This is a genomic window from Caballeronia ptereochthonis (assembly GCF_001545075.1).
Classification (GTDB): domain Bacteria; phylum Pseudomonadota; class Gammaproteobacteria; order Burkholderiales; family Burkholderiaceae; genus Caballeronia; species Caballeronia ptereochthonis.
Genome location: NZ_FCOB02000046.1, coordinates 18,809 through 38,204 on the forward strand (window position 1 = coordinate 18,809; position 19,396 = coordinate 38,204).

Genomic DNA, 19,396 nt, shown 5'->3' on the forward strand with positions numbered 1-19,396 from the left:
TTTTATTTGCTTGACGATTGCCGTTGCGGGGTTGACTTTTGCTATCGCGAAGCGCGGCAAGGCCTTGCGCGCGACGCTGCTGCACCGCAGCGAGAAAGACCTTACGCGGCGCTCAGATGTTGCTCAGTTCGCGGACTGAAACGGGAAGAAGGAAGGCGGCAACGCGCTGTCGTGACGCAGGCGCGGCCACTCGAAGTGAGGGCCGGGATCGGTCTTGCGGCCCGGCGCAATGTCGGAGTGCCCGGCCACCGCGTCGATCGGATAGCGCTTCACGACGATGCGCACGAGCGCGGCAAGCGCGGCGTATTGCGCGTCTTCGAAAGGCACGCGATCGCTGCCTTCGAGCTCGATGCCGATCGAGAAGTCGTTGCAGCGCTCGCGTCCGAAGAACGACGAGACGCCTGCGTGCCACGCGCGTTCATCGCATGAGACGAACTGCTCGATCGTGCCGTCGCGGCGAATCACGAAGTGCGCCGACACGCGCATGCCGCGCAGATGATCGAAGTACGGATGCGCGTCGTGATCGAGCTGGTTGAGGAAGAAGTCCGCGATGGCGTTCGTCGTGAAGTCGTCGGGCGGCAGGCTGATGTTGTGCACGACGATGAGCGTCGGCACCGCGCTGTCCGGCCGCGCCTCGAAGTTCGGCGACGGCAGGCGCTTCGCGCTCGTGAGCCAGCCTTGCCCGTCGATGTGCGGATCGCGCGGCCTGCTGACCTGCGGGACGTGCAGGGTGTTCATCGGGCGTCGCGGCCGGTCGGGCGGCTCGCGTGAGCACGCGCGTGATCGGCGCAGCAGAAGCGCTCGCCCGCCACGACGATCGACTCGCTGCGCGGCGTGTGCACGCCGCATTGCGCGCAGCGGATGAGCGGGTCGGCGAGCTGCGGTGCGCTATCCGTGGCGGCGCCATTGCCGTTGCGCGCGCGCCGCGCGCCGCTGGCGCCGCCGGCAGTCGCGCTGCCCGCCGTCCGGGCGTCGGATGCGTCGTGCGGCACGCGCTCGTTCGCGCGGCGCAGCTTCTTCAGGAGCCACTGGCTCAGGAAGAACAGGACGATCAGGAAGAAGAAATTTCGCATCGGTTCAATGTCGGGTTGGAGTGCGCCCGCTCAGACGACCGCGCGATGCAGCAGCACTTCGAACACGAAGCGGCTGCCCACATACGCGAGCAGCAGCGCGGCGAACGAGGCCAGCACCCAGCGCAACGCGGCGCGTCCGCGCCAGCCGGAGAGGCGGCGCGCGGTGAGCAATGCGCCGAACATCAGCCAGGACAGGAAGGCGAACACGGTCTTGTGGTCGAAGCGCAGCGCACGATCGACCAGTTGCTCGTTGAACGCGATGCCCGACACGAGCGTGAGCGTGAGCAGCACGAAGCCCGCCGCGATCAGACGGAACAGCAGCTTTTCGAGGGTCAGGAGGGGCGGCAGCGTATCGAGCCAGCTCGCGAGCCAGCCATTGCCGGTATGACGCGTCGCCAGCCCGCGCATGCGCTGCAGACGGCGCTCGAGCATCAGCATGAGCACGGCGTGCAGCGCGGCGATCGCAAAAAGCCCGTACGCGATATTGGCGATCAGGAAGTGCAGCTTGAACATCGGCGCGGCCGAATACGACAGCACGCGCACGCCGCCGAACACGAGTGGCAGCAGCGATGCGATGCACGCGAGCGGCAGCACGAGCAGACGCAGGCCGTCGAGCGGGAAGAAGAAGCTCTCGATCCAGTAGATGCCCGCGCCGAGCCAGAACATCGCGGAGAGCGCGAACGCGAAGCCGAAGATCATCGCGTTCTGGGGGAAGATCGTGGTGTGCAGGAGGACGCCGTGCACGAGCAACGCTATTAATAATAGAGCTCGACCGACGCCGCTCATTCCGGACGCCTTCGATTTCGGCGCCGGCGCCGTCGCAATGCCCGAAGGCACGCCCGCCAGCGCCGGCTCCACGGCCGTGTGACGATGCGCGCGCCAGCCCGCCACGGCGAGTCCGCCGTAGAGAAGCGCAGTGAGGGCATACAGTACAATATCCATGTTCGAAGTTTACACTAGGCCCCTGAATCGCGACGTTTTCCCCCTTGCGACAACGCGGGGCGGCGCGCGGGTCGGCGTATCAAATTGCGTTGAAAAAGGGCCGCATTCTCTACCGTTTCCCCATGCTCGATAACCTCACTCAACGGATGGCGCGCGTCGTCAAGACGCTGCGCGGCGAGGCCCGGCTCACCGAGGCCAACACGCAGGAGATGCTGCGCGAGGTGCGTCTCGCGCTGCTCGAAGCGGACGTGGCGCTGCCGGTCGTGCGCGAATTCATCGCGAAGGTGAAGGAAAAGGCGCTCGGCGAGGAAGTGCTCTCGAGCCTGTCGCCGGGTCAGGCGCTCGTCGGCGTCGTGCAGAAAGAACTGACGGCCGTGATCGGCGGCGATTACGAAGGCAAGGCCGCCGAACTGAATCTCGCCGTCGCGCCGCCTGCGGTCATCCTGATGGCGGGTCTCCAGGGCGCGGGTAAGACGACCACCACCGGCAAGCTCGCGAAGCTGCTGCGCGAGAAGCAGAAGAAGAAGGTGCTCACGGTTTCCGTCGACGTGTACCGCCCCGCCGCCATCCGTCAGCTGCAGACGGTGACCGAGCAGGTCGGCGCGGATTTCTTCCCGTCGGAGCCGAACCAGAAGCCCGCGGACATCGCGCGCGCGGCGATCGACTGGGCGAAGCGTCATTATCACGACGTCGTGATCGTCGATACGGCCGGCCGTCTCGGCATCGACGAAGCGATGATGAACGAGATCAGCGAGCTGCACGCACTGCTCAAGCCCGCTGAAACGCTCTTCGTCGTCGATGCCATGCTGGGGCAGGACGCCGTCAACACCGCGAAGGCGTTCAACGACGCGCTGCCGCTCACCGGCGTCGTGCTCACCAAGCTCGACGGCGATTCGCGCGGCGGCGCGGCGCTCTCCGTGCGCCACGTCACCGGCAAGCCGATCAAGTTCGTCGGCGTCGCGGAAAAGCTGGACGGCCTCGAAGTCTTCCATCCGGATCGCATGGCGAACCGGATTCTCGGCATGGGCGACATCATGGCGCTCGTCGAGGAAGCGCAGCGCGGCGTCGACCAGCAGGCCGCGCAGAAGCTCGCCGATAAGGTCAAGAAAGGCGGCGACTTCGACCTGAACGACTTCAAGGCGCAGCTCGCGCAGATGAAGAACATGGGCGGCCTCTCGTCGCTCATGGACAAGCTGCCCGCGCAGTTCCAGCAGGCGGCGCAAGGCGCGGACATGAACAATGCCGAAAAGCAGATGCGCCGCATGGAAGGCATCATCAATTCGATGACGCTGGCGGAGCGCGCCAAGCCCGAGCTCATCAAGGCCGCGCGCAAGCGCCGCATCGCGGCGGGCGCGGGCGTGCACGTTCAGGAAGTGAACCGCATGCTCAATCAGTACGAGCAGATGCGCGGCATGATGAAGAAGCTCAAGGGCGGCAACCTGCAGAAGATGATGCGCGGCATGAAGGGCATGCTGCCCGGCATGCGCTGATCGCAGCCCCCGGACCCGCGTTTTCCCGCGTCGCCCGACGCGAAGGAAACGCGGGTTTATCATATGGCGCACGCCGCCGTTTTTTTCCACACTAAGAAGTCAGCCTCTCCCCCGCTTTCCCTATGAATCGCGAAGAAGCTCTCCATATTTTCAGCCACTCCGAAGAGATCGTGTCGGCTGACGAAGTCAACGCATCGATCGGCAAGATGGCCGCGGCCATCAAGGCAGCGACGAAAGACGACTTCCCGCTCGTGCTCTCGGTCATGGGGGGCGCGGCCGTGTTCACCGGCATGCTGCTGCCGCATCTGGATTTCCCGCTCGAGTTCGATTACATCCACCTGACGCGCTACCGCAACGCCATCAAGGGCGGCAGCGAGATGCAATGGCGCGTGGCGCCGGCGGAATCGGTAAAGGATCGCGTGGTGCTCGTGCTCGACGACATCCTCGACGAAGGCGAGACGATGGCCGCGATCCGCGACCGCATCATGGCGATGGGAGCGAAGACGTTCCTGTCGGCGGTGCTGTGCGAGAAGATCATCCCGAAGGCGAAGCCGCTGCGTCCGGATTTCTGCGGGTTCGAGGTGCCGGATCGTTACGTGTTCGGCTGCGGGATGGATGCCAAGGGTTACTGGCGCAATCTGCCGACGATCCGCGCGCTGACCGAAGGCGCCTGAGCGTTCCCCGATGCGACATGAAAAAAGCGGCCTCGGCCGCTTTTTTTACAGCTGATGCACGAAAGTGCGTATTCCCGTGAGCATCATCTCCACCGAAATCGCCACGAGCACGAGTCCCATCAACCGCTCGAAGGCCGTGACCGCGCGCTCGCCGAGCCACTGCTGAATCTTCTCCGCGAGAATCAGCACGATCGCGCAGACGATCATGGTGATCGTCAGCGCGCCGATCCACTCCAGCATCTTGCCGGGCGCCTGCGAAGTCAGCAGCATGACCGTCGCAAGCGCGGAAGGCCCGGCCAGCGCCGGAATCGCGAGCGGCACGATGAGCGGCTCGCCGCCGCGCGAGTCGCCGCCCATCGGGCCATCGGGATGCGGGAAGATCATCCGCAGCGCGATCAGGAACAGCACGATCCCGCCGCCGATGCGCAGCGACAGATCCGTGAGATTCATCGCGCGCAGGAAGCGGTCGCCCGCCAGCATGAACACCAGCAGGATGACGAAGGCGATCGCCACTTCCCGCAGGATCACGACGCGGCGCCGCTCCTTCGCGACGCCGCGCAGCGCGTTGATGAAGATCGGAATGTTGCCGAGCGGATCGGTGATCAGCAGCAGCAGGATCGTCGCCGACAGGAAGTTGTACTGCATTACTTCCCGAGCGCGGCCCGCACCTTGCCCGTCACCACGTTCGCCGCTTCTTCGACCGGCAGCAGCGTCGCCTCGGTATCGCGGCGGCCCTGATATTCGAGCTTGCCTTCCTTCAGCCCGCGATCGCCGATCACGATGCGATGCGGCACGCCGATCAGCTCCCAATCCGCGAACATCACGCCGGGACGCTCGCCGCGATCGTCGAGGATCACGTCGATGCCCGCTTCCTGCAGCGTCGCGTAGAGCTTGTCGGCCTGCTCGCGCACGGCCTCGCTGCGGTCATAGCCCATCGGACAGATCACGACTTCGAACGGCGCGATGGCTTCCGGCCAGATGATGCCGCGATCGTCGAAGTTCTGTTCGATCGCGGCGCCCAGCACGCGCGTCACGCCGATGCCGTAGCAGCCCATCTGCATCGGCGCGGGCTTACCGTTTTCGTCGAGATAGGTCGCGCCCATCGCGTCGGAGTACTTCGTGCCGAGCTGGAACACGTGGCCCACTTCGATGCCGCGGCAGATTTCGAGCGTGCCACGGCCGTCCGGCGACGGATCGCCCGCGACGACATTGCGGATATCCGCCACTTCCGGCTCGGGCAGATCGCGGCCCCAGTTCACGCCGGTCGTGTGGTAATCGACCTCGTTCGTGCCGACGACGAAATCGCTCATGTTCGCGACCGTGCGGTCCGCGATCACGCGCACCGGCTTCTTCGTGCCGATCGGGCCGAGATAGCCCGGCGGCGTGCCGAACCATTCGATGATCTCGGCTTCCGTCGCGAAACGGTAGCCCTTCAGACCCGGCAGCTTGCCCGTCTTGATGTCGTTGAGCGAATGGTCGCCGCGCAGCATCAGCAGCCAGATGGTCGGCTCGGCGCCTTCGTTGTCCGTCGCCAGGACGATCGACTTGATGGTTCGCTCGAGCGGAATGTTCAAGAGTTGCGCGACCGCCTCGCATTTCGCGGCGCCCGGCGTCGGCGTCTTCTTCAGCTCCTCGGTCGGTGCGGCGCGCTTTTCGATGAGCGGCAGCGCATCGGCAGCCTCGACGTTCGCCGCGAAGTCCGAGTTCGGGCAATAGGCGATGTCGTCCTCGCCCGTATCGGCGATCACGTGGAACTCATGCGAGCCGCTGCCGCCGATGGAGCCGTTGTCCGCCGCGACGGCGCGGAACTCGAGGCCGATGCGCGTGAAGATGCGCACGTAGGCGTCGTACATCTTCCGGTACGACTCGGCGAGGCCGTCGAGGTCCTTATCGAAGGAGTACGCGTCCTTCATGATGAACTCGCGGCCGCGCATCACGCCGAAGCGCGGACGGATCTCGTCGCGGAACTTCGTCTGGATCTGGTAGAAGTTGACCGGCAACTGGCGATAGCTCTTGATCTCGCGGCGCGCGATGTCGGTGACGACTTCCTCGTGCGTCGGGCCCATCACGAAATCGCGCTCGTGGCGATCCTTGAAGCGCAGCAGTTCCGGGCCGTATTGCTCCCAGCGGCCCGACTCCTGCCAGAGCTCGGCGGGCTGCACGGCGGGCATCAGAAGTTCGAGCGCGCCCGCGCGATTCATCTCTTCACGCACGATGGCTTCGACCTTGCGCACCGAGCGCAGGCCGATCGGCATGTAATCGTAGATACCGCCCGCGACGCGGCGGATCATGCCGGCGCGCATCATCAGCTTGTGGCTGACGATCTCGGCGTCGGCGGGAGCTTCCTTGAGGGTGCCGATGAAGAAACGGGATGCTTTCATTCAAATTTTCCAAAAGCGGCGCGCGCTTCAGTGCTCGATGAGCGCCGGAGCAGGCGAAACGAAGGTGAACGACGGAAACGGTCGACGGCTTTGCACGGGGCCAGAGTAAGCGTTCATTCCGGCCGGCAGACAGAAGATTTTGCCGCCTTCCCGGTTGTCTGGCAAAGAGTCTTGACTCCGGCCCGGCATTCATGCCCCGAATTGGGGTTCCTGCCGGTGCGCGGGGCTCGTTAACTGTTTATAATCAAAGCAATTTTAAAGGATTCAAAGGTGGTTGTATGCTGGATCGTGAAGGCTTTCGCCCGAACGTCGGCATCATCCTCTTGAACGCGCGCAACGAAGTGTTTTGGGGTAAGCGGCTGCGTGAACATTCCTGGCAGTTTCCGCAAGGGGGTATCAAATACGGCGAGACCCCCGTGCAAGCGATGTATCGGGAGTTACACGAAGAAACCGGCCTGCTTCCGGAGCACGTGAAAGTTGTAGGTCGCACGCGCGACTGGCTGCGTTATGAGGTGCCGGACAAGTTCATCAAGCGCGAGGTGCGCGGACATTATCGCGGTCAGAAACAGATCTGGTTTCTGCTGCGCATGGTGGGACGCGATTGCGACATCTGTCTGCGCGCGACGGACCATCCGGAGTTCGATGCCTGGCGCTGGAACGAGTATTGGGTGCCGCTCGATGCGGTCATCGAGTTCAAGCGCGACGTTTATCAACTGGCTCTGAGCGAGCTGTCCCGGTTCCTGCGGCGAACCAACTCCCGCGGCGATCGCGGCGAGCGAGCCGCGCATCACGGACCGCGCTATCCGCGCATGGTCCAGACGATGACGATCGAAGCACCTCCTGTTACTGCCTCCGGCGCGGCAGTTCAGGCAGAATGCACGGTCAGCGAAGAAGTGCAGGTGATCGCGCAGCAGCGTTCATCGTGCGACTGAGTTCCTCGGTCCTTCGCACACTTTGACACTCAGCATTCGGAGCGGTGGCACGGCGAAATTCTTGCCGTGCCATTTCGTCTTTTGCCCTTTGTCGCCGGGCGGGCGCCCGAAGCCCCGCGCGCATGTTTCCGGGAAGACCCAATTGAAAGTGAATGCCTCACTCGCGGTAATCGCCGCATCCGCGGCGGCGCTGGCCGTGCTCGCCGGATGTTCCAGTTCCAAGGCGCCGTCCAGTCAGGACGACGGCGTGTTCACCTACCTGCTCGACCGCAAGCCGAACTGGACCGAAGAGAAGATCGAGACGCTGCCGCCGCTGCCTCAAGCGTCGAATCTGCTGCCCTTCAGCGTCTCGCAGAACACGCCGCTCACGTTCGCGGTCGACAAGACAACGCTTACCGTCGGCAAGGATGGCGTCGTGCGCTACGTGATCGTCGTGACGAGCCCGGCGGGTGCGCGCAACGTCAACTACGAGGGCATTCGCTGCGATACCTACGAATGGCGCCGCTACGCCAGCATCAACGACGACCAGAACGGCTGGGATCAAGGCGTCGCGTTCGATTTCAGGCGCATCGAGAACGGCGAGTTGAACGCGTATCAGGCGGCGCTCTATCAGGATTACTTCTGCACGAGCAAGCTGCCGGTGGGTACGGCCAAGCAGATCGTGAACAACATCCAGTACAGGCGCACGCAGAGCTCGATCAACGTGCGCTGACGCGGCTTTCGCCGTGAAAGAAAGCCCGCTGGCCGTGCGGCTCAGCGGGCTTTTTCTTTTTGCTCCGTGGCTCAGACGAGCACGAGATTGTCGCGATGGATCAGTTCGGGCTCGAGCATGTAGCCGAGCACGCTCTCGATCTCGCCGCTCGGCCGTCGATGGATCAGCCGCGCCTCCGAGCTGCTGTAGTTCGTGATGCCGCGCGCCACCTCTTGCCCCAGATTGTTGATGCAGGCAATGACCTCGCCGCGATCGAACGCGCCCTTCACGTCGATCACGCCGATCGGCAACAGGCTCTTGCCGTCCGCGGTGAGCTTGTGCACCGCGCCGTCGTCGATCACGACATGTCCGCGCACTTGCAGGTGATCCGCCATCCATTGCTTGCGCGCCGCCATGCGCGCCGTGCGCGCGACGAGCTGCGTGCCGATCATCTCACCCGACGCCAGACGCGTGAGCACGTCGGCCTCCCGGCCGCTCGCGATCACCGTGTTCGCGCCGCTATGCGCCGCGCGCTTCGCCGCGAGAATCTTGGTCAGCATGCCGCCGCGTCCGAGGCTCGAGCCCGCGCCGCCCGCCATCGCCTCCAGTTCGGGCGTGCCGGCATCGGCCTGCTCGACGAGCGTCGCGTTCGGGTCCTTGCGCGGATCGGCGGTGAACAGGCCGCGCTGATCGGTGAGAATGACGAGCGCATCGCCCTCGATCAGGTTGGCCACCAGCGCGCCGAGCGTGTCGTTGTCGCCGAACTTGATTTCGTCGGTGATGACGGTGTCGTTTTCGTTGATGATCGGCACCGCGCCCAGACGCAGCAGCGTGAGCAGCGTCGAGCGCGCGTTGAGATAGCGTTCGCGATCGGCCAGGTCGGCGTGCGTGAGCAGAATCTGTGCGGTGCGGATGCCGTGCGCGCCGAAGCTGCTTTCATAGACCTGCGCGAGGCCCATCTGTCCGACGGCCGCGGCCGCCTGCAGTTCGTCGATCTCGCGCGGCCGCTTGTTCCAGCCGAGCCGATGGATGCCCTCCGCGATCGCCCCCGAGCTCACGAGCACGACTTCCTTGCCCTGCCCGCGCAGCGCCGCGATCTGCGACGCCCAGCGACCGATGGCCGCATGATCGAGCCCGCGCCCGTCGTTGGTGACGAGGCTGGACCCCACTTTCACTACGATTCGCTTTGCAGCGGCGATGACCGAACGCATCGTGCGCTTTCTCCTCGGGTGTCGCGGCCCGCTTTGACGGGCGCGTCGTTATTCGTAGTCGTTTGACTGATCGCTCGCCAGATCGCCGCGAAAGCGCACGTCAGCGGCGAGATCTTCCGCCTCCGCCGCGCGCGACGCGTCCGAATGCTTCGAGATGTAGTCGTACACCGCATAGCAGAGCGCTTCGCAACCCTGACCGGTCAGCGCCGAAATCTCGAAGACCGGACCGTCCCACTCGAAACGCTCGACGAAATCCTTCACGCGCGCTTCGCGCTCGTCTTCCGGCACCATGTCGAGCTTGTTCAGCACGAGCCAGCGCGGCTTCTCGTAGAGCGCCTCGTCGTACTTGCGCAGCTCGCCCACGATCGCCCGCGCCTCCGCGACGGGATCGACGTTTTCATCGAACGGCGCCATGTCGACCAGATGCAGCAGCACGCCCGTGCGCTGCAAGTGACGCAGGAAGCGGTGGCCCAAACCAGCGCCCTCCGCCGCGCCTTCGATCAGTCCCGGAATGTCGGCGATCACGAAGCTCTTGCTCGGACCGACGCGCACCACGCCGAGATTCGGCGCGAGCGTCGTGAACGGATAGTCCGCGATCTTCGGGCGCGCGTTCGACACCGAGGAGATGAACGTCGACTTGCCCGCGTTAGGCATGCCGAGCAGCCCGACATCGGCGAGCACTTTCAGCTCGAGCTTGAGCATGCGGCGCTCGCCGGGCTTGCCTTCGGTCTTCTGACGCGGCGCGCGGTTCGTGCTCGACTTGAAATGCAGGTTGCCGAGGCCGCCCGCGCCGCCTTGCGCGATCAATACCTGTTGATTGTGCTCGGTCAGGTCGGCGATCAGCTCGCCCGTGTCCTGATCGGTGATGATGGTGCCGACCGGCATGCGCAGCGTGATGTCGTCGCCGCCCTTGCCGTAGCAGTCGGCGCCGCGGCCGTTTTCGCCGTTGCGCGCCTGGTGCTTTTTCGCGAACCGGTAGTCGATCAGCGTGTTGATGTTGCGATCCGCGATTGCGTAGACGCTGCCGCCGCGCCCGCCGTCGCCGCCGTCCGGCCCGCCGAACGGGACGAACTTTTCGCGGCGCATCGACGCGCTGCCATCTCCTCCGTCGCCGGCGATGACTTCGATCCTCGCTTCGTCAATGAACTTCATGCGTTGCTCCGTCCCGTGTATTTCCAGCTATTTTGCCGTGACCAGACGAAGCCGGTCACCGATATCCTTGAATTCGCCCAATACGCCTTTTCCGCGCACCAAATAAAAATGGCCCCGCGAACTTCGCGGGGCCATTTTTCGGTCCTGAAGCCCGTGCGTAAAATTTACGCTGCCGGGACGACGACGACCGTGTGCTTCTTCGCAGCGCCCTTGGTCACGAACTTGACGTGGCCGTCGGCCAGCGCGAACAGCGTGTGGTCCTTGCCGATGCCGACGTTCTCACCCGGGTGCATGCGCGTGCCGCGCTGGCGAACGATGATGCCGCCTGCGTTGATTGCCTGGCCGCCGTACACCTTCACGCCGAGGCGTTTCGACTCGGAGTCGCGGCCGTTGCGGGAAGACCCGCCTGCTTTTTTGTGTGCCATTTGATAGCTCCTTTACCGATTACTGTGCGAAACGTTCGACGCCGCCTTAGGCGTTGATCGCGTCGATGCGCAGTTCGGTGTAGTTCTGGCGGTGGCCAGCGTGCTTTTGGTAGTGCTTCCGGCGACGCATCTTGAAGATGGTCACTTTGGCGTGACGACCCTGGGAGACGACGGTAGCCTTGACGGAAGCCCCACTGACCAGCGGCGTACCGAACTTAATCGATTCGCCTTCGCCCACTGCGAGAACCTGGTCGAGCGTGATTTCAGCGTCAATGTCTGCCGGTATCTGTTCTACTTTCAATTTTTCGCCAACGGCAACCTTGTACTGCTTGCCGCCGGTTTTTATGACCGCGTACATTGAGAACCTCATTCAAAATTCTTTTTCCACGCACCACGCGGGGAAAACACGCGATTATACATAGGGTTACGCTCGACGTCAAAGCGCAATGAGATCCGCGGCGCGCGGGCGCGATCCGTGCGCGAACCTCGGCGAAAAGGGTCCCAATCGGATGCCAATCGCGCCCGAATTTCGCCGACACGCTTCGATTCGACGCCCCGAGCACCCGTCGTCTGTCGGATTCGCCTTATAATCCGCCGGATTACCCTAATTGCCGATCATGTCGTCCACCGCCACTTCCTCCCCAAACGCCGCCGCACTGCTCGCCCCGATCGCCGAGGACATGCAGCAGGTCAATCGCGTCATCCGGCAGCGCCTGGCATCAGAAGTGATGCTCATCAACCAGATTTCGGAGTACATCATCGGCGCGGGCGGCAAGCGGCTACGCCCGGCGCTGCTGCTTCTGGTCGCGGGCGCGCTGGGCGACACGAGCGGACATCGCCACGAGCTGGCGGCCGTGGTGGAGTTCATCCACACGGCGACGCTACTGCACGACGACGTGGTCGACGAGTCCGACCTGCGGCGCGGCCGCAAGACGGCGAACGCCCTGTTCGGCAACGCGGCGAGCGTGCTGGTCGGCGACTTCCTGTACTCGCGCTCGTTCGAAATGATGGTGGGCGTCGGCAAGATGCGCGTGATGGAGATTCTCTCGGTCGCGACCAACATCATTTCCGAAGGCGAAGTGCTGCAACTGCTCAACATGCACGACCCGGACGTCGACGAAGCGCGCTACATGCAGGTGATCCGCTACAAGACGGCGAAGCTGTTCGAAGCGGCGGCCCAGCTGGGCGCGGTGCTCTCCGGAGCGGACGCGCGCACGGAGGCGGCGGCGGCGGAGTTCGGCCGGCGCATCGGCACGGCGTTCCAGATCATGGACGACTGGCTCGACTACACGGGCACGCCAGAATCGATGGGCAAGAACGCCGGCGACGACCTGCGCGAAGGCAAGCCCACCTTGCCGCTCATCTATCTGATGGAGCACGGCACGCCGGAGCAGGCCGCGCTCGCGCGCGAGGCGATCGAGCAGGGCGGAACCGATCGCTTCGAGACGATCTTCCACGCAATCACGACGTCGGGTGCGCTGGATCACACGCTGGAATGCGCGCGGAAAGAAGCTCACGCAGCCGCGAATGCGATTTCTTCGTTTCCCGATTCCATTTTCAAAGAAAGCCTGCTAGAATTATGTTCTTACTCGACGTCGCGGCAGTCTTGAACGAGACTAAAGCGGCCTGGAAGTACAAGTCGAGTGCAAGTTAATTGAATTCGGGGTGTAGCTTAGCCTGGTAGAGCGCTACGTTCGGGACGTAGAGGCCGGAGGTTCGAATCCTCTCACCCCGACCAGAATTGCCGAAACCCGCATGGTCTGCCATGCGGGTTTTTTGTTTTCCGGCGGGCTTCGACCATGGCCATCCGGCCGACGGCAAGGTTCCGAACCCGTCTGCTATATTCCCTCCCATCTTCGCCCCTACCCGATCATCGCGTGGACAACCTCCCCTTATGGGCGCAAATTTGCGCCATTTTTCTGCTTCTCTTCCTTTCCGGTTTCTTTTCCATCTCCGAAACGTCGATGATGGCGCTCAACCGCCATCGCCTGAAATATCTGGCCAGCCAGGGATCGCTGCGCGCCCGCACGACTCAGGGCCTGCTCGCCAAGACCGACCAGTTGCTCTCGGTCATCCTCATCGGCAACAACCTGATAAACACGATCATCCCGGTGCTAACCACATCGATCGCGCTGCGCACTTTCGGTCACAATAATCTCGTCCTGTCGATCACGACCGGCGGCATCGCGTTTCTGATCATCGTGTTCGCGGAAATCGCGCCGAAGATCGTCGGCGCGACCTATCCGGAGAAAGTGGCGCTGCCCGCGAGCCTCGTGCTCGCGCCGCTCATGCGCGTGTCGCGTCCGCTCATCTGGTTCGTGAATCTCTTCGCCAACGCCATCCTCGCCGCGCTGCACATCAACACGAAGAACAAGCGCGATCAACGGATCTCGCCCGAGGAGCTGCGCACCATCGTGCTCGAAACCGGCAGCTTCATGCCGACGAAGCACCGCAGCATCCTGCTGAATCTGTTCGATCTGGAAAACATCTCGGTCGACGACGTGATGATCCCGCGCCGCCGCATCGAAGCGCTCGATTTCGACGCGCCTTTTGAGCAGATCCTGCATCAGCTGGAGACGTGCTATCACAACAAGCTGGTCGTCTATCAGGGCGACATCGACCGCGTGCTCGGCATTCTGCACGTGCGCAAGACGCTTTCGGCGCTGCATAACCAGGAGCTCGAGCGCGAGACCCTGCGCGAACTGCTCGCCGAGCCCTATTTCGTGCCGACCGGCACGCCGGTCTTTCAGCAATTGCAGTACTTCCAGGAAAGCGGACATCGCATCGCGATCGTCGTCGACGAGTACGGTGAACTGCAGGGGCTCGTGACGCCCGAGGACATCATCGAGGAACTGATCGGCGAATTCACGACGACGATCCCGCGCGGCACCGGCTCGCGCGGCGGCTGGGACGACAATGGCGAGTGCATCGTGGCCGGCAGCATGCCGCTGCGGGAGCTGAACCGCTGGCTGCATCTGTCGCTGCCCACGGACGGTCCGAAGACGCTCAACGGGCTCATTCTCGAGACGCTGGAGGACATTCCGGACGGCGACGTATCGGTGCGCATCGCAGGCGTGAATTTCGAGGTGATGCGCAGCGACGATCAGGCAATCCGCACCGTGAAAATCTTCCGTCCATCCGCGCCGCCGAGTCGCGCGCAGCGTTAGCCGTCCGGACGACTGGGCGTTGCCGCCCGCCGGCGGGATGATCGGCTCATCCCGACTCCGACGGCACGACGCCCATGATCTCCCCCTCTCGCGACGCTTTCGACACTTTCGCGCGCCCGCCCCGCACGGCCGATCCCGCGCGCGATTCCGCACCCGACAACGAAGCGCCCGCCGTCTCGCTGCTCGCCGAAACCTTGCGCGAAGCCGCCGAGCGCGGCGCGTCCGATATTCACGTCGAGCCGTCCGAGCACGACTGGCGCATCCGGGTGCGCGTCGACGGCGTGCTGCATGGGCTCAGGCGCCCGCCGCCGCACCTGCGCGATGCGTTCGTCACGCGCATCAAGGTGCTGGCGCGCATGGACATCGCGGAGCGCCGTGTGCCGCAGGACGGCCGCCTGCGTTTGAATCTGCCGGGCGGGCGGTTCGGCGACTATCGCGTCAACTCGCTGCCGACGCTCTTCGGCGAGAAGCTCGTCTTGCGACGGCTCGACGCGCTGCCGTCCGATCTGTCGCTCGCCGCCCTCGGCCTCGCGGACGCGCAAGGCCGCGTGGTCGAATCGGCGATTCGCGCGCCGCACGGCCTCGTGCTCGTGACCGGTCCGACCGGCAGCGGCAAGACCCTGTCGCTCTACTGCTTCCTGCAGATGCTCAACGCCGAGGCGCGCAACGTGTGTTCGGTCGAAGACCCGGTCGAGATCCAGCTCGCGGGCATCAATCAGGTGAGCGTTCGCGAAAAAGCGGGACTGACTTTCGCCGTCGCGCTGCGCGCGTTCATGCGGCAGGATCCGGACGTCATCATGGTCGGCGAGATACGCGATGCAGAAACCGCGGACGTCGCGGTGAAAGCCGCGCAGACCGGGCATCTCGTACTCTCGACGCTCCACACGAACGATGCCCCCGCCGCGATCGCGCGTCTCATCGACATCGGCGTGGCGCCTTACAACCTCGCGTCGGCGTTGAGGCTCGTCACGGCGCAGCGGCTCGTGCGCAAGCTGTGCGAACAGTGCCGCGCGCCGTCGGCGCTGCCGCTCGACGACGGGTTCCATCCGTTCGAGCCGCGCGGCTGCGCGGCGTGCCACGGCATCGGGTATCGCGGGCGCGTCGGCGTGCATCAGCTGATGCCGGTGTCGGATGAACTCCGCGAGCTGATCGTCTCGCGCGCCGCGACGCATGCGATCTCGCGCGCGGCGCAATCGCAGGGCATGCCCGCGCTGCGCGATGCGGCCTTCGCTCGCGTGCGCGAAGGCGTGACGAGCATCGCGGAAGCGGCCGAAGCGACGGAGGTCGAATGATGCGCGCCGCCATGCGGGACTCGCCGGAATTGCGCTTCGCCTGGCGCGGGATGGATGCGGAGGGCAAACAGAAGCACGGGAGAATCATCGCCGCCGACGCCGTCTCGGCGCGCGCATCGCTGCGGCGCGAGGGCGTGATCGTCACCGGACTCGAGATGCTCGGCGCCGCGCCGCCGCCCAAGGCGACGACCGCCGACGTCACGCTCTTCACGCGCCAGCTGGCCAGCCTCCTGCGCGCGGGCCTGCCGCTCGCAGGCGCGCTCGAGCTGATCGGCGGCACCACGGCGCGCGGCGGACTGCCGCGCATCGTGCGCGCGCTCGCCCGCGATATCACGCGCGGCGTGCCGTTCTCCGCGGCGCTCGCGCATCATCCGGCCGCGTTCGGTGCGCTCTATTGCCAGCTCGTTTCGGTCGGCGAAGTGGCAGGCGCGCTGCCGGCGGTGCTCGCGCGTCTCGCGGACGATCGCGAGCGTGCCGCCTCGCAGCGGGCCAGACTGCGCGCCGCCCTCGCGTATCCGGTCATGGTGCTGCTGTTGTCGCTTGCGATCACGGCGGGCTTGCTGATCGGCGTCGTGCCGACTTTCAAGACCATCTTCGACGGCTTCGGCGCCGCGCTGCCCGCGCCCACGCGCTTCGTGCTCGCGCTGTCCGATGGCGTCGGGCGCTTTGGCGTACCGTTCGTGGCCACATGCGCGTGCGCGATGATCGCCGCGCCGAGCTGGATGAAGCGTTCGCACGACGCACGCGAAACCGCCGATCGCCTGGCGTTGCGTCTGCCCCTCGCCGGCGCGCTGCTGCGCTCGCTCGCGGTCGCGCGCTGGAGCCGCGCGCTTGGCACGCTGCTGTCGGCGGGCACGCCGCTGTCCGATGCCTTCGACTCGCTCGCGCACGCCACGGGCAATCACGTGTTCGACCGCGCGACCGTCGAAATCGCGGCGCGCCTGCGCAATGGCGAGCGTCTCGCCGCCGCGATGCGCGCGCTCGGATGCTTCCCGCAGGACGTCGTGCAGCCGATCGCGGTCGCCGAAGAATCGGGCTCGCTCGATGCGATGCTGCTCGATCTCGCCACGCTCGCGGATCGTCAGGTGGACGAACGCATCGGCTCATTCGCAAGCCTGTGCGAGCCGCTCGTCATCACGGTGCTGGGCGCGCTCGTGGGCGGCCTCGTCATCGCGATGTATCTTCCTATCATTCAGCTCGGCAACGTGGTGTAGCATCGCGGGCCAAAGCCACCGTTCGACCATCATGCAGCCTTCGTTCGATCCGTCCGCCGCGCACTTCGCAAGCCGCTATCTGGCGGCCTTCGCCGCGCTTCCCGTCGACGTGCAGTACGGGTTCGCCGTCGTGTTCGGCCTCGTGATCGGCAGCTTTCTGACCGTCGTCGTGCATCGTCTGCCGATCATGCTCGAACGCGCCTGGCGCTCGGAAGTCGAAGCGGCGATGCCCGATGCGCCCAAGCCCGCCGCCGCCCCCTGCCCCGAGCGCTTCAACCTCGCCGTGCCGCGCAGCGCGTGTCCGCATTGCGGGCACGTGCTGCGCGCGTGGGAGAACATTCCCGTCATCAGCTATCTCGCACTGCGCGGACGCTGCTCGGCCTGCGGCGCGCGCGTGAGCCCGCGCTATCCTCTGACGGAACTCGCGACCGGCGCGCTCGCGGCGCTTTCGCTTTACGCGTATGGTCCGGATTGGGCCGCGCTCGCCGCATTCGGGCTGTGCGCGACCTTGCTGGCGGCGGCGCTCATCGACCACGACACGCGCTACCTGCCCGATGTCCTGACGCTGCCGCTGCTCTGGGCCGGCCTCATCGTCAACTTCGGCGAAGGCGGATTCGCGACGCTGCACGACGCGGTGACCGGCGCGATCGCGGGCTATCTCTTCCTGTGGTGCGTGTACTGGCTCTTCAGGCTCGCGCGCGGCGTGGAAGGCATGGGATACGGTGACTTCAAGCTGCTGGCCGCGATCGGCGCGTGGCTCGGCTGGGCCGCTCTCGCGCAGGTCGTGCTGATCGCGGCGGTCTCGGGCGCGGCGTTCGGCATCGCCGCGACGTGGCGCAAGCGCATGCGTTTCGAGGAGCCCTTGCCGTTCGGGCCGTTTCTCGCGGCGGGCGGTGCGATCACGCTCTTCGTCGGCACGCCGCTTTATGCATTGTTCGGATGATCGAAGGGAGCAACGGATGTTCAGCATCGGCCTCACCGGCGGCATCGGCAGCGGCAAGAGCACGGTCGCGGATCTGTTCGCGGCGCGCGGCGTGCCGTTGATCGACACCGACCTGATCGCGCACCGCATCACCGCGCCTGGCGGCGTCGCGATGCCGCTCATCGCGAGCGAGTTCGGCCAGGAATTCGTCGCGGCGGACGGCTCCCTCGATCGCGCGGAGATGCGCACGCTCGTCTTCGCCGACGACACCGCGAAGGCGCGGCTCGAGGCGATCGTGCATCCGCTGATCCGCGCCGAAACGGAGCGCCAGCGCCACGCGGCACAAGGCGCGTATCACATCGTGGTCGTACCGTTGCTCGTGGAGTCCGGCGAGTGGTCGACGCGCGTGTCGCGCGTGCTCGTCGTGGATTGTCCCGTCGAGACGCAGATCACACGCGTCATGCGCCGCAACGGCTTCACGCGCGAACAGGTGCTCGCGATCATCGCGAAACAGGCGACGCGGGAAGCACGGCTCGCCGCCGCCGACGACATCGTGCTCAACGACGAATCCGCCACCCTCGACACGCTGGCGCACGATGTCGACGCGCTTCACACACGTTATCTCGCGCTGGCGTCAGCGTGATTCGGCGTGGACGCCTGAGTTGTCGAAACCGCCCGAAAGTTCCCGTTTTTCACGAAATGGCGCAGCTTGCGGCACGATTTCGCCTCGATTTGCTAGGGTGAGGATGCGGCATTAGAATGTGCTCACTTCCGCTCACGGAAGCAACCGACCCACGCCGAGGCGAGCGCGCTTGATCCTTTACGAGTATCCCTTCAACGAGCGAATCCGCACGCTGTTGCGGCTCGAAGACCTGTTCGAGCGCTTCACGTTCTTTCTGACTCAGGAAGACGCGCGCGAACATCACGTCGCGCTCACGACGCTCTTCGAGATTGCCGAAGTCGCAGGCCGCACGGATCTCAAGGCCGACCTCATGAAGGAGCTGGAGCGGCAGCGGCAGACGCTCGCGCCGTTCCGCGGCAATCCGGGTATCGAACAGGAAGCGCTCGAAGCCGTGCTCGGCGAAATCGAGCAGACGCTCGGCGGGCTCACCGACATGCACGGCAAGACCGGCCAGCATCTCGCCGACAACGAGTGGCTCGCGAGCATTCGCAGCCGCACCATCATCCCCGGTGGAACGTGCAAGTTCGATCTGCCGTCGTACTACGCGTGGCAGCAGTTGCCGGTGGAAGAGCGGCGTCAGGACATCGCCAAATGGGTCATGCCGATGCTCGCGCTGCGCGACGCGGCGGCCATCGTCCTGCGCCTCGCGCGCGAGTCAGGTCAGGCATCGAAAGTGATGGCCATGCAGGGCAGCTATCAGCAGATGCTGTCGGGCCGCACATATCAACTGATGCAAGTGCGTGTCTCGCCCGACACGCGAGTGATTCCGGAAGCGAGCGCGAACAAGTACATGCTGTGGGTGCGCTTCACGGTGCAGGACGGCGATCTGAAGCCGCGCGCCGTCGATGTCGACGTGCCCTTTCATCTGACGCTTTGCAGCCTTTGAACCGCAGCGGCCGGCCCCATATGGATCGAATGTCGATCAACGCCGGCGCGAATCGTCACGCCTTACCGTCATGACCACTGTCGTCAAATGTCCGACCTGCGGCAAGGAAGTCCGCTGGGTCCCGGAAAACCGCTTTCGTCCGTTCTGCTCGGAGCGCTGCAAGCAGATCGATCTCGGCGCCTGGGCGGCCGAAAAGTACAAGATTGCGGGCAATCCGCAGGAAACGCCGCCGGACGAAGACCAGCACGGCGGCCTGAACTGA

Annotated in this window: 21 protein-coding genes and 1 tRNA gene; 13 read left to right on the forward strand and 9 right to left on the reverse strand. The window is 65.0% G+C overall.

Annotated features, from left to right (window positions below; all coding sequences use genetic code 11):
* Nucleotides 1–123 precede the first annotated feature (123 nt).
* From ampD to AWB83_RS32370, 3 genes are read right to left on the reverse strand one after another with little or no spacing between them, the layout of a single operon-like run.
* Nucleotides 124–738 (reverse strand): 1,6-anhydro-N-acetylmuramyl-L-alanine amidase AmpD, encoded by a 615-nt coding sequence (gene ampD, locus AWB83_RS32360; protein ID WP_087049707.1) that lies wholly within the window; start codon nucleotides 736–738, stop codon nucleotides 124–126.
* Nucleotides 735–1,073, reverse strand: a complete 339-nt coding sequence (locus AWB83_RS32365) for a PP0621 family protein (RefSeq protein WP_087049708.1) — start codon at nucleotides 1,071–1,073, stop codon at nucleotides 735–737. Before AWB83_RS32365 ends, ampD begins: the two co-directional genes overlap by 4 nt.
* A 30-nt stretch (nucleotides 1,074–1,103) precedes the next feature.
* Nucleotides 1,104–2,015, reverse strand: a complete 912-nt coding sequence (locus AWB83_RS32370; protein ID WP_087049709.1) for a cytochrome C assembly family protein — start codon at nucleotides 2,013–2,015, stop codon at nucleotides 1,104–1,106.
* Between the two features lie 122 nt (nucleotides 2,016–2,137).
* Here AWB83_RS32370 and ffh point away from each other — a divergent pair, with 122 nt between their 5' ends.
* Both ffh and AWB83_RS32380 read left to right on the forward strand, forming a co-directional pair.
* Nucleotides 2,138–3,505: a signal recognition particle protein gene (gene ffh / locus AWB83_RS32375; protein ID WP_087049731.1), complete on the forward strand. Its 1,368-nt coding sequence runs from the start codon at nucleotides 2,138–2,140 to the stop codon at nucleotides 3,503–3,505.
* Nucleotides 3,506–3,627: 122 nt separating this feature from the next.
* On the forward strand, nucleotides 3,628–4,179 hold the full coding sequence (locus AWB83_RS32380; protein WP_087049710.1) for a hypoxanthine-guanine phosphoribosyltransferase: 552 nt from the start codon (nucleotides 3,628–3,630) through the stop codon (nucleotides 4,177–4,179).
* 45 nt (nucleotides 4,180–4,224) lie between these two features.
* Here AWB83_RS32380 and AWB83_RS32385 read toward each other — a convergent pair whose 3' ends face one another.
* A complete protein-coding gene (locus AWB83_RS32385; RefSeq protein WP_087049711.1) occupies nucleotides 4,225–4,824 on the reverse strand; it encodes a MarC family protein in 600 nt (199 codons plus the stop codon).
* A complete protein-coding gene (locus tag AWB83_RS32390; RefSeq protein ID WP_087049712.1) occupies nucleotides 4,824–6,560 on the reverse strand; it encodes a proline--tRNA ligase in 1,737 nt (578 codons plus the stop codon). Before AWB83_RS32390 ends, AWB83_RS32385 begins: the two co-directional genes overlap by 1 nt.
* 278 nt (nucleotides 6,561–6,838) lie before the next feature.
* Here AWB83_RS32390 and AWB83_RS32395 point away from each other — a divergent pair, with 278 nt between their 5' ends.
* Entirely contained in the window at nucleotides 6,839–7,492 is a 654-nt protein-coding gene (locus AWB83_RS32395; protein ID WP_087049713.1) for an RNA pyrophosphohydrolase, read from the forward strand.
* A 148-nt stretch (nucleotides 7,493–7,640) separates the two neighbouring features.
* Nucleotides 7,641–8,204: a CNP1-like family protein gene (locus AWB83_RS32400; RefSeq protein ID WP_087049714.1), complete on the forward strand. Its 564-nt coding sequence runs from the start codon at nucleotides 7,641–7,643 to the stop codon at nucleotides 8,202–8,204.
* A gap of 71 nt (nucleotides 8,205–8,275) precedes the next feature.
* Here AWB83_RS32400 and proB read toward each other — a convergent pair whose 3' ends face one another.
* The 4 genes from proB to rplU all read right to left on the reverse strand — a co-directional run bounded on the left by proB (nucleotide 8,276) and on the right by rplU (nucleotide 11,329).
* Nucleotides 8,276–9,394: a glutamate 5-kinase gene (proB, locus tag AWB83_RS32405; RefSeq protein WP_087049715.1), complete on the reverse strand. Its 1,119-nt coding sequence runs from the start codon at nucleotides 9,392–9,394 to the stop codon at nucleotides 8,276–8,278.
* Nucleotides 9,395–9,442: 48 nt separating this feature from the next.
* Entirely contained in the window at nucleotides 9,443–10,546 is a 1,104-nt protein-coding gene (cgtA, locus tag AWB83_RS32410; RefSeq protein WP_087049716.1) for an Obg family GTPase CgtA, read from the reverse strand.
* A gap of 164 nt (nucleotides 10,547–10,710) precedes the next feature.
* On the reverse strand, nucleotides 10,711–10,971 hold the full coding sequence (gene rpmA, locus AWB83_RS32415) for a 50S ribosomal protein L27 (RefSeq protein ID WP_008342952.1): 261 nt from the start codon (nucleotides 10,969–10,971) through the stop codon (nucleotides 10,711–10,713).
* A 46-nt stretch (nucleotides 10,972–11,017) separates the two neighbouring features.
* Nucleotides 11,018–11,329 (reverse strand): 50S ribosomal protein L21, encoded by a 312-nt coding sequence (gene rplU, locus AWB83_RS32420; RefSeq protein ID WP_016346298.1) that lies wholly within the window; start codon nucleotides 11,327–11,329, stop codon nucleotides 11,018–11,020.
* 259 nt (nucleotides 11,330–11,588) lie between these two features.
* Here rplU and AWB83_RS32425 point away from each other — a divergent pair, with 259 nt between their 5' ends.
* The 9 genes from AWB83_RS32425 (at nucleotide 11,589) to yacG (ending at nucleotide 19,396) form a co-directional block, all read left to right on the forward strand.
* Nucleotides 11,589–12,581 (forward strand): polyprenyl synthetase family protein, encoded by a 993-nt coding sequence (locus AWB83_RS32425; RefSeq protein ID WP_087049717.1) that lies wholly within the window; start codon nucleotides 11,589–11,591, stop codon nucleotides 12,579–12,581.
* A gap of 51 nt (nucleotides 12,582–12,632) precedes the next feature.
* Nucleotides 12,633–12,709 (forward strand) — tRNA-Pro (locus AWB83_RS32430).
* Between the two features lie 139 nt (nucleotides 12,710–12,848).
* Nucleotides 12,849–14,138, forward strand: a complete 1,290-nt coding sequence (locus AWB83_RS32435; RefSeq protein WP_096059408.1) for an HlyC/CorC family transporter — start codon at nucleotides 12,849–12,851, stop codon at nucleotides 14,136–14,138.
* Nucleotides 14,139–14,212: 74 nt separating this feature from the next.
* Nucleotides 14,213–15,430 (forward strand): GspE/PulE family protein, encoded by a 1,218-nt coding sequence (locus AWB83_RS32440; protein ID WP_087049719.1) that lies wholly within the window; start codon nucleotides 14,213–14,215, stop codon nucleotides 15,428–15,430.
* A complete protein-coding gene (locus tag AWB83_RS32445) occupies nucleotides 15,427–16,644 on the forward strand; it encodes a type II secretion system F family protein (RefSeq protein ID WP_087049720.1) in 1,218 nt (405 codons plus the stop codon). The genes AWB83_RS32440 and AWB83_RS32445 overlap by 4 nt, the downstream gene beginning before the upstream one ends.
* A 31-nt stretch (nucleotides 16,645–16,675) precedes the next feature.
* The gene (locus tag AWB83_RS32450) at nucleotides 16,676–17,587 is read left to right on the forward strand and encodes a prepilin peptidase (RefSeq protein WP_087049721.1); all 912 of its coding nucleotides are present in this window, start codon (nucleotides 16,676–16,678) and stop codon (nucleotides 17,585–17,587) included.
* Nucleotides 17,588–17,603: 16 nt separating this feature from the next.
* Nucleotides 17,604–18,209: a dephospho-CoA kinase gene (coaE, locus tag AWB83_RS32455; protein WP_087049722.1), complete on the forward strand. Its 606-nt coding sequence runs from the start codon at nucleotides 17,604–17,606 to the stop codon at nucleotides 18,207–18,209.
* A 169-nt stretch (nucleotides 18,210–18,378) separates the two neighbouring features.
* Nucleotides 18,379–19,134: a cell division protein ZapD gene (gene zapD, locus AWB83_RS32460; RefSeq protein WP_035510226.1), complete on the forward strand. Its 756-nt coding sequence runs from the start codon at nucleotides 18,379–18,381 to the stop codon at nucleotides 19,132–19,134.
* Between the two features lie 70 nt (nucleotides 19,135–19,204).
* On the forward strand, nucleotides 19,205–19,396 hold the full coding sequence (gene yacG, locus AWB83_RS32465) for a DNA gyrase inhibitor YacG (RefSeq protein WP_087049723.1): 192 nt from the start codon (nucleotides 19,205–19,207) through the stop codon (nucleotides 19,394–19,396).

Coding starts and splice junctions, on each gene's coding strand:
- proB (WP_087049715.1), bottom strand. CDS start 9,394: ATGCGTTCGGTCATCGCCGCTGCAAAGCGAATCGTAGTGAAAGTGGGG.
- AWB83_RS32395 (WP_087049713.1), top strand. CDS start 6,839: ATGCTGGATCGTGAAGGCTTTCGCCCGAACGTCGGCATCATCCTCTTG.
- AWB83_RS32450 (WP_087049721.1), top strand. CDS start 16,676: ATGCAGCCTTCGTTCGATCCGTCCGCCGCGCACTTCGCAAGCCGCTAT.
- yacG (WP_087049723.1), top strand. CDS start 19,205: ATGACCACTGTCGTCAAATGTCCGACCTGCGGCAAGGAAGTCCGCTGG.
- ampD (WP_087049707.1), bottom strand. CDS start 738: ATGAACACCCTGCACGTCCCGCAGGTCAGCAGGCCGCGCGATCCGCAC.
- AWB83_RS32380 (WP_087049710.1), top strand. CDS start 3,628: ATGAATCGCGAAGAAGCTCTCCATATTTTCAGCCACTCCGAAGAGATC.
- cgtA (WP_087049716.1), bottom strand. CDS start 10,546: ATGAAGTTCATTGACGAAGCGAGGATCGAAGTCATCGCCGGCGACGGA.
- AWB83_RS32365 (WP_087049708.1), bottom strand. CDS start 1,073: ATGCGAAATTTCTTCTTCCTGATCGTCCTGTTCTTCCTGAGCCAGTGG.
- rplU (WP_016346298.1), bottom strand. CDS start 11,329: ATGTACGCGGTCATAAAAACCGGCGGCAAGCAGTACAAGGTTGCCGTT.
- AWB83_RS32385 (WP_087049711.1), bottom strand. CDS start 4,824: ATGCAGTACAACTTCCTGTCGGCGACGATCCTGCTGCTGCTGATCACC.
- AWB83_RS32440 (WP_087049719.1), top strand. CDS start 14,213: ATGATCTCCCCCTCTCGCGACGCTTTCGACACTTTCGCGCGCCCGCCC.
- rpmA (WP_008342952.1), bottom strand. CDS start 10,971: ATGGCACACAAAAAAGCAGGCGGGTCTTCCCGCAACGGCCGCGACTCC.
- AWB83_RS32425 (WP_087049717.1), top strand. CDS start 11,589: ATGTCGTCCACCGCCACTTCCTCCCCAAACGCCGCCGCACTGCTCGCC.
- AWB83_RS32445 (WP_087049720.1), top strand. CDS start 15,427: ATGATGCGCGCCGCCATGCGGGACTCGCCGGAATTGCGCTTCGCCTGG.
- coaE (WP_087049722.1), top strand. CDS start 17,604: ATGTTCAGCATCGGCCTCACCGGCGGCATCGGCAGCGGCAAGAGCACG.
- ffh (WP_087049731.1), top strand. CDS start 2,138: ATGCTCGATAACCTCACTCAACGGATGGCGCGCGTCGTCAAGACGCTG.
- AWB83_RS32390 (WP_087049712.1), bottom strand. CDS start 6,560: ATGAAAGCATCCCGTTTCTTCATCGGCACCCTCAAGGAAGCTCCCGCC.
- AWB83_RS32370 (WP_087049709.1), bottom strand. CDS start 2,015: ATGGATATTGTACTGTATGCCCTCACTGCGCTTCTCTACGGCGGACTC.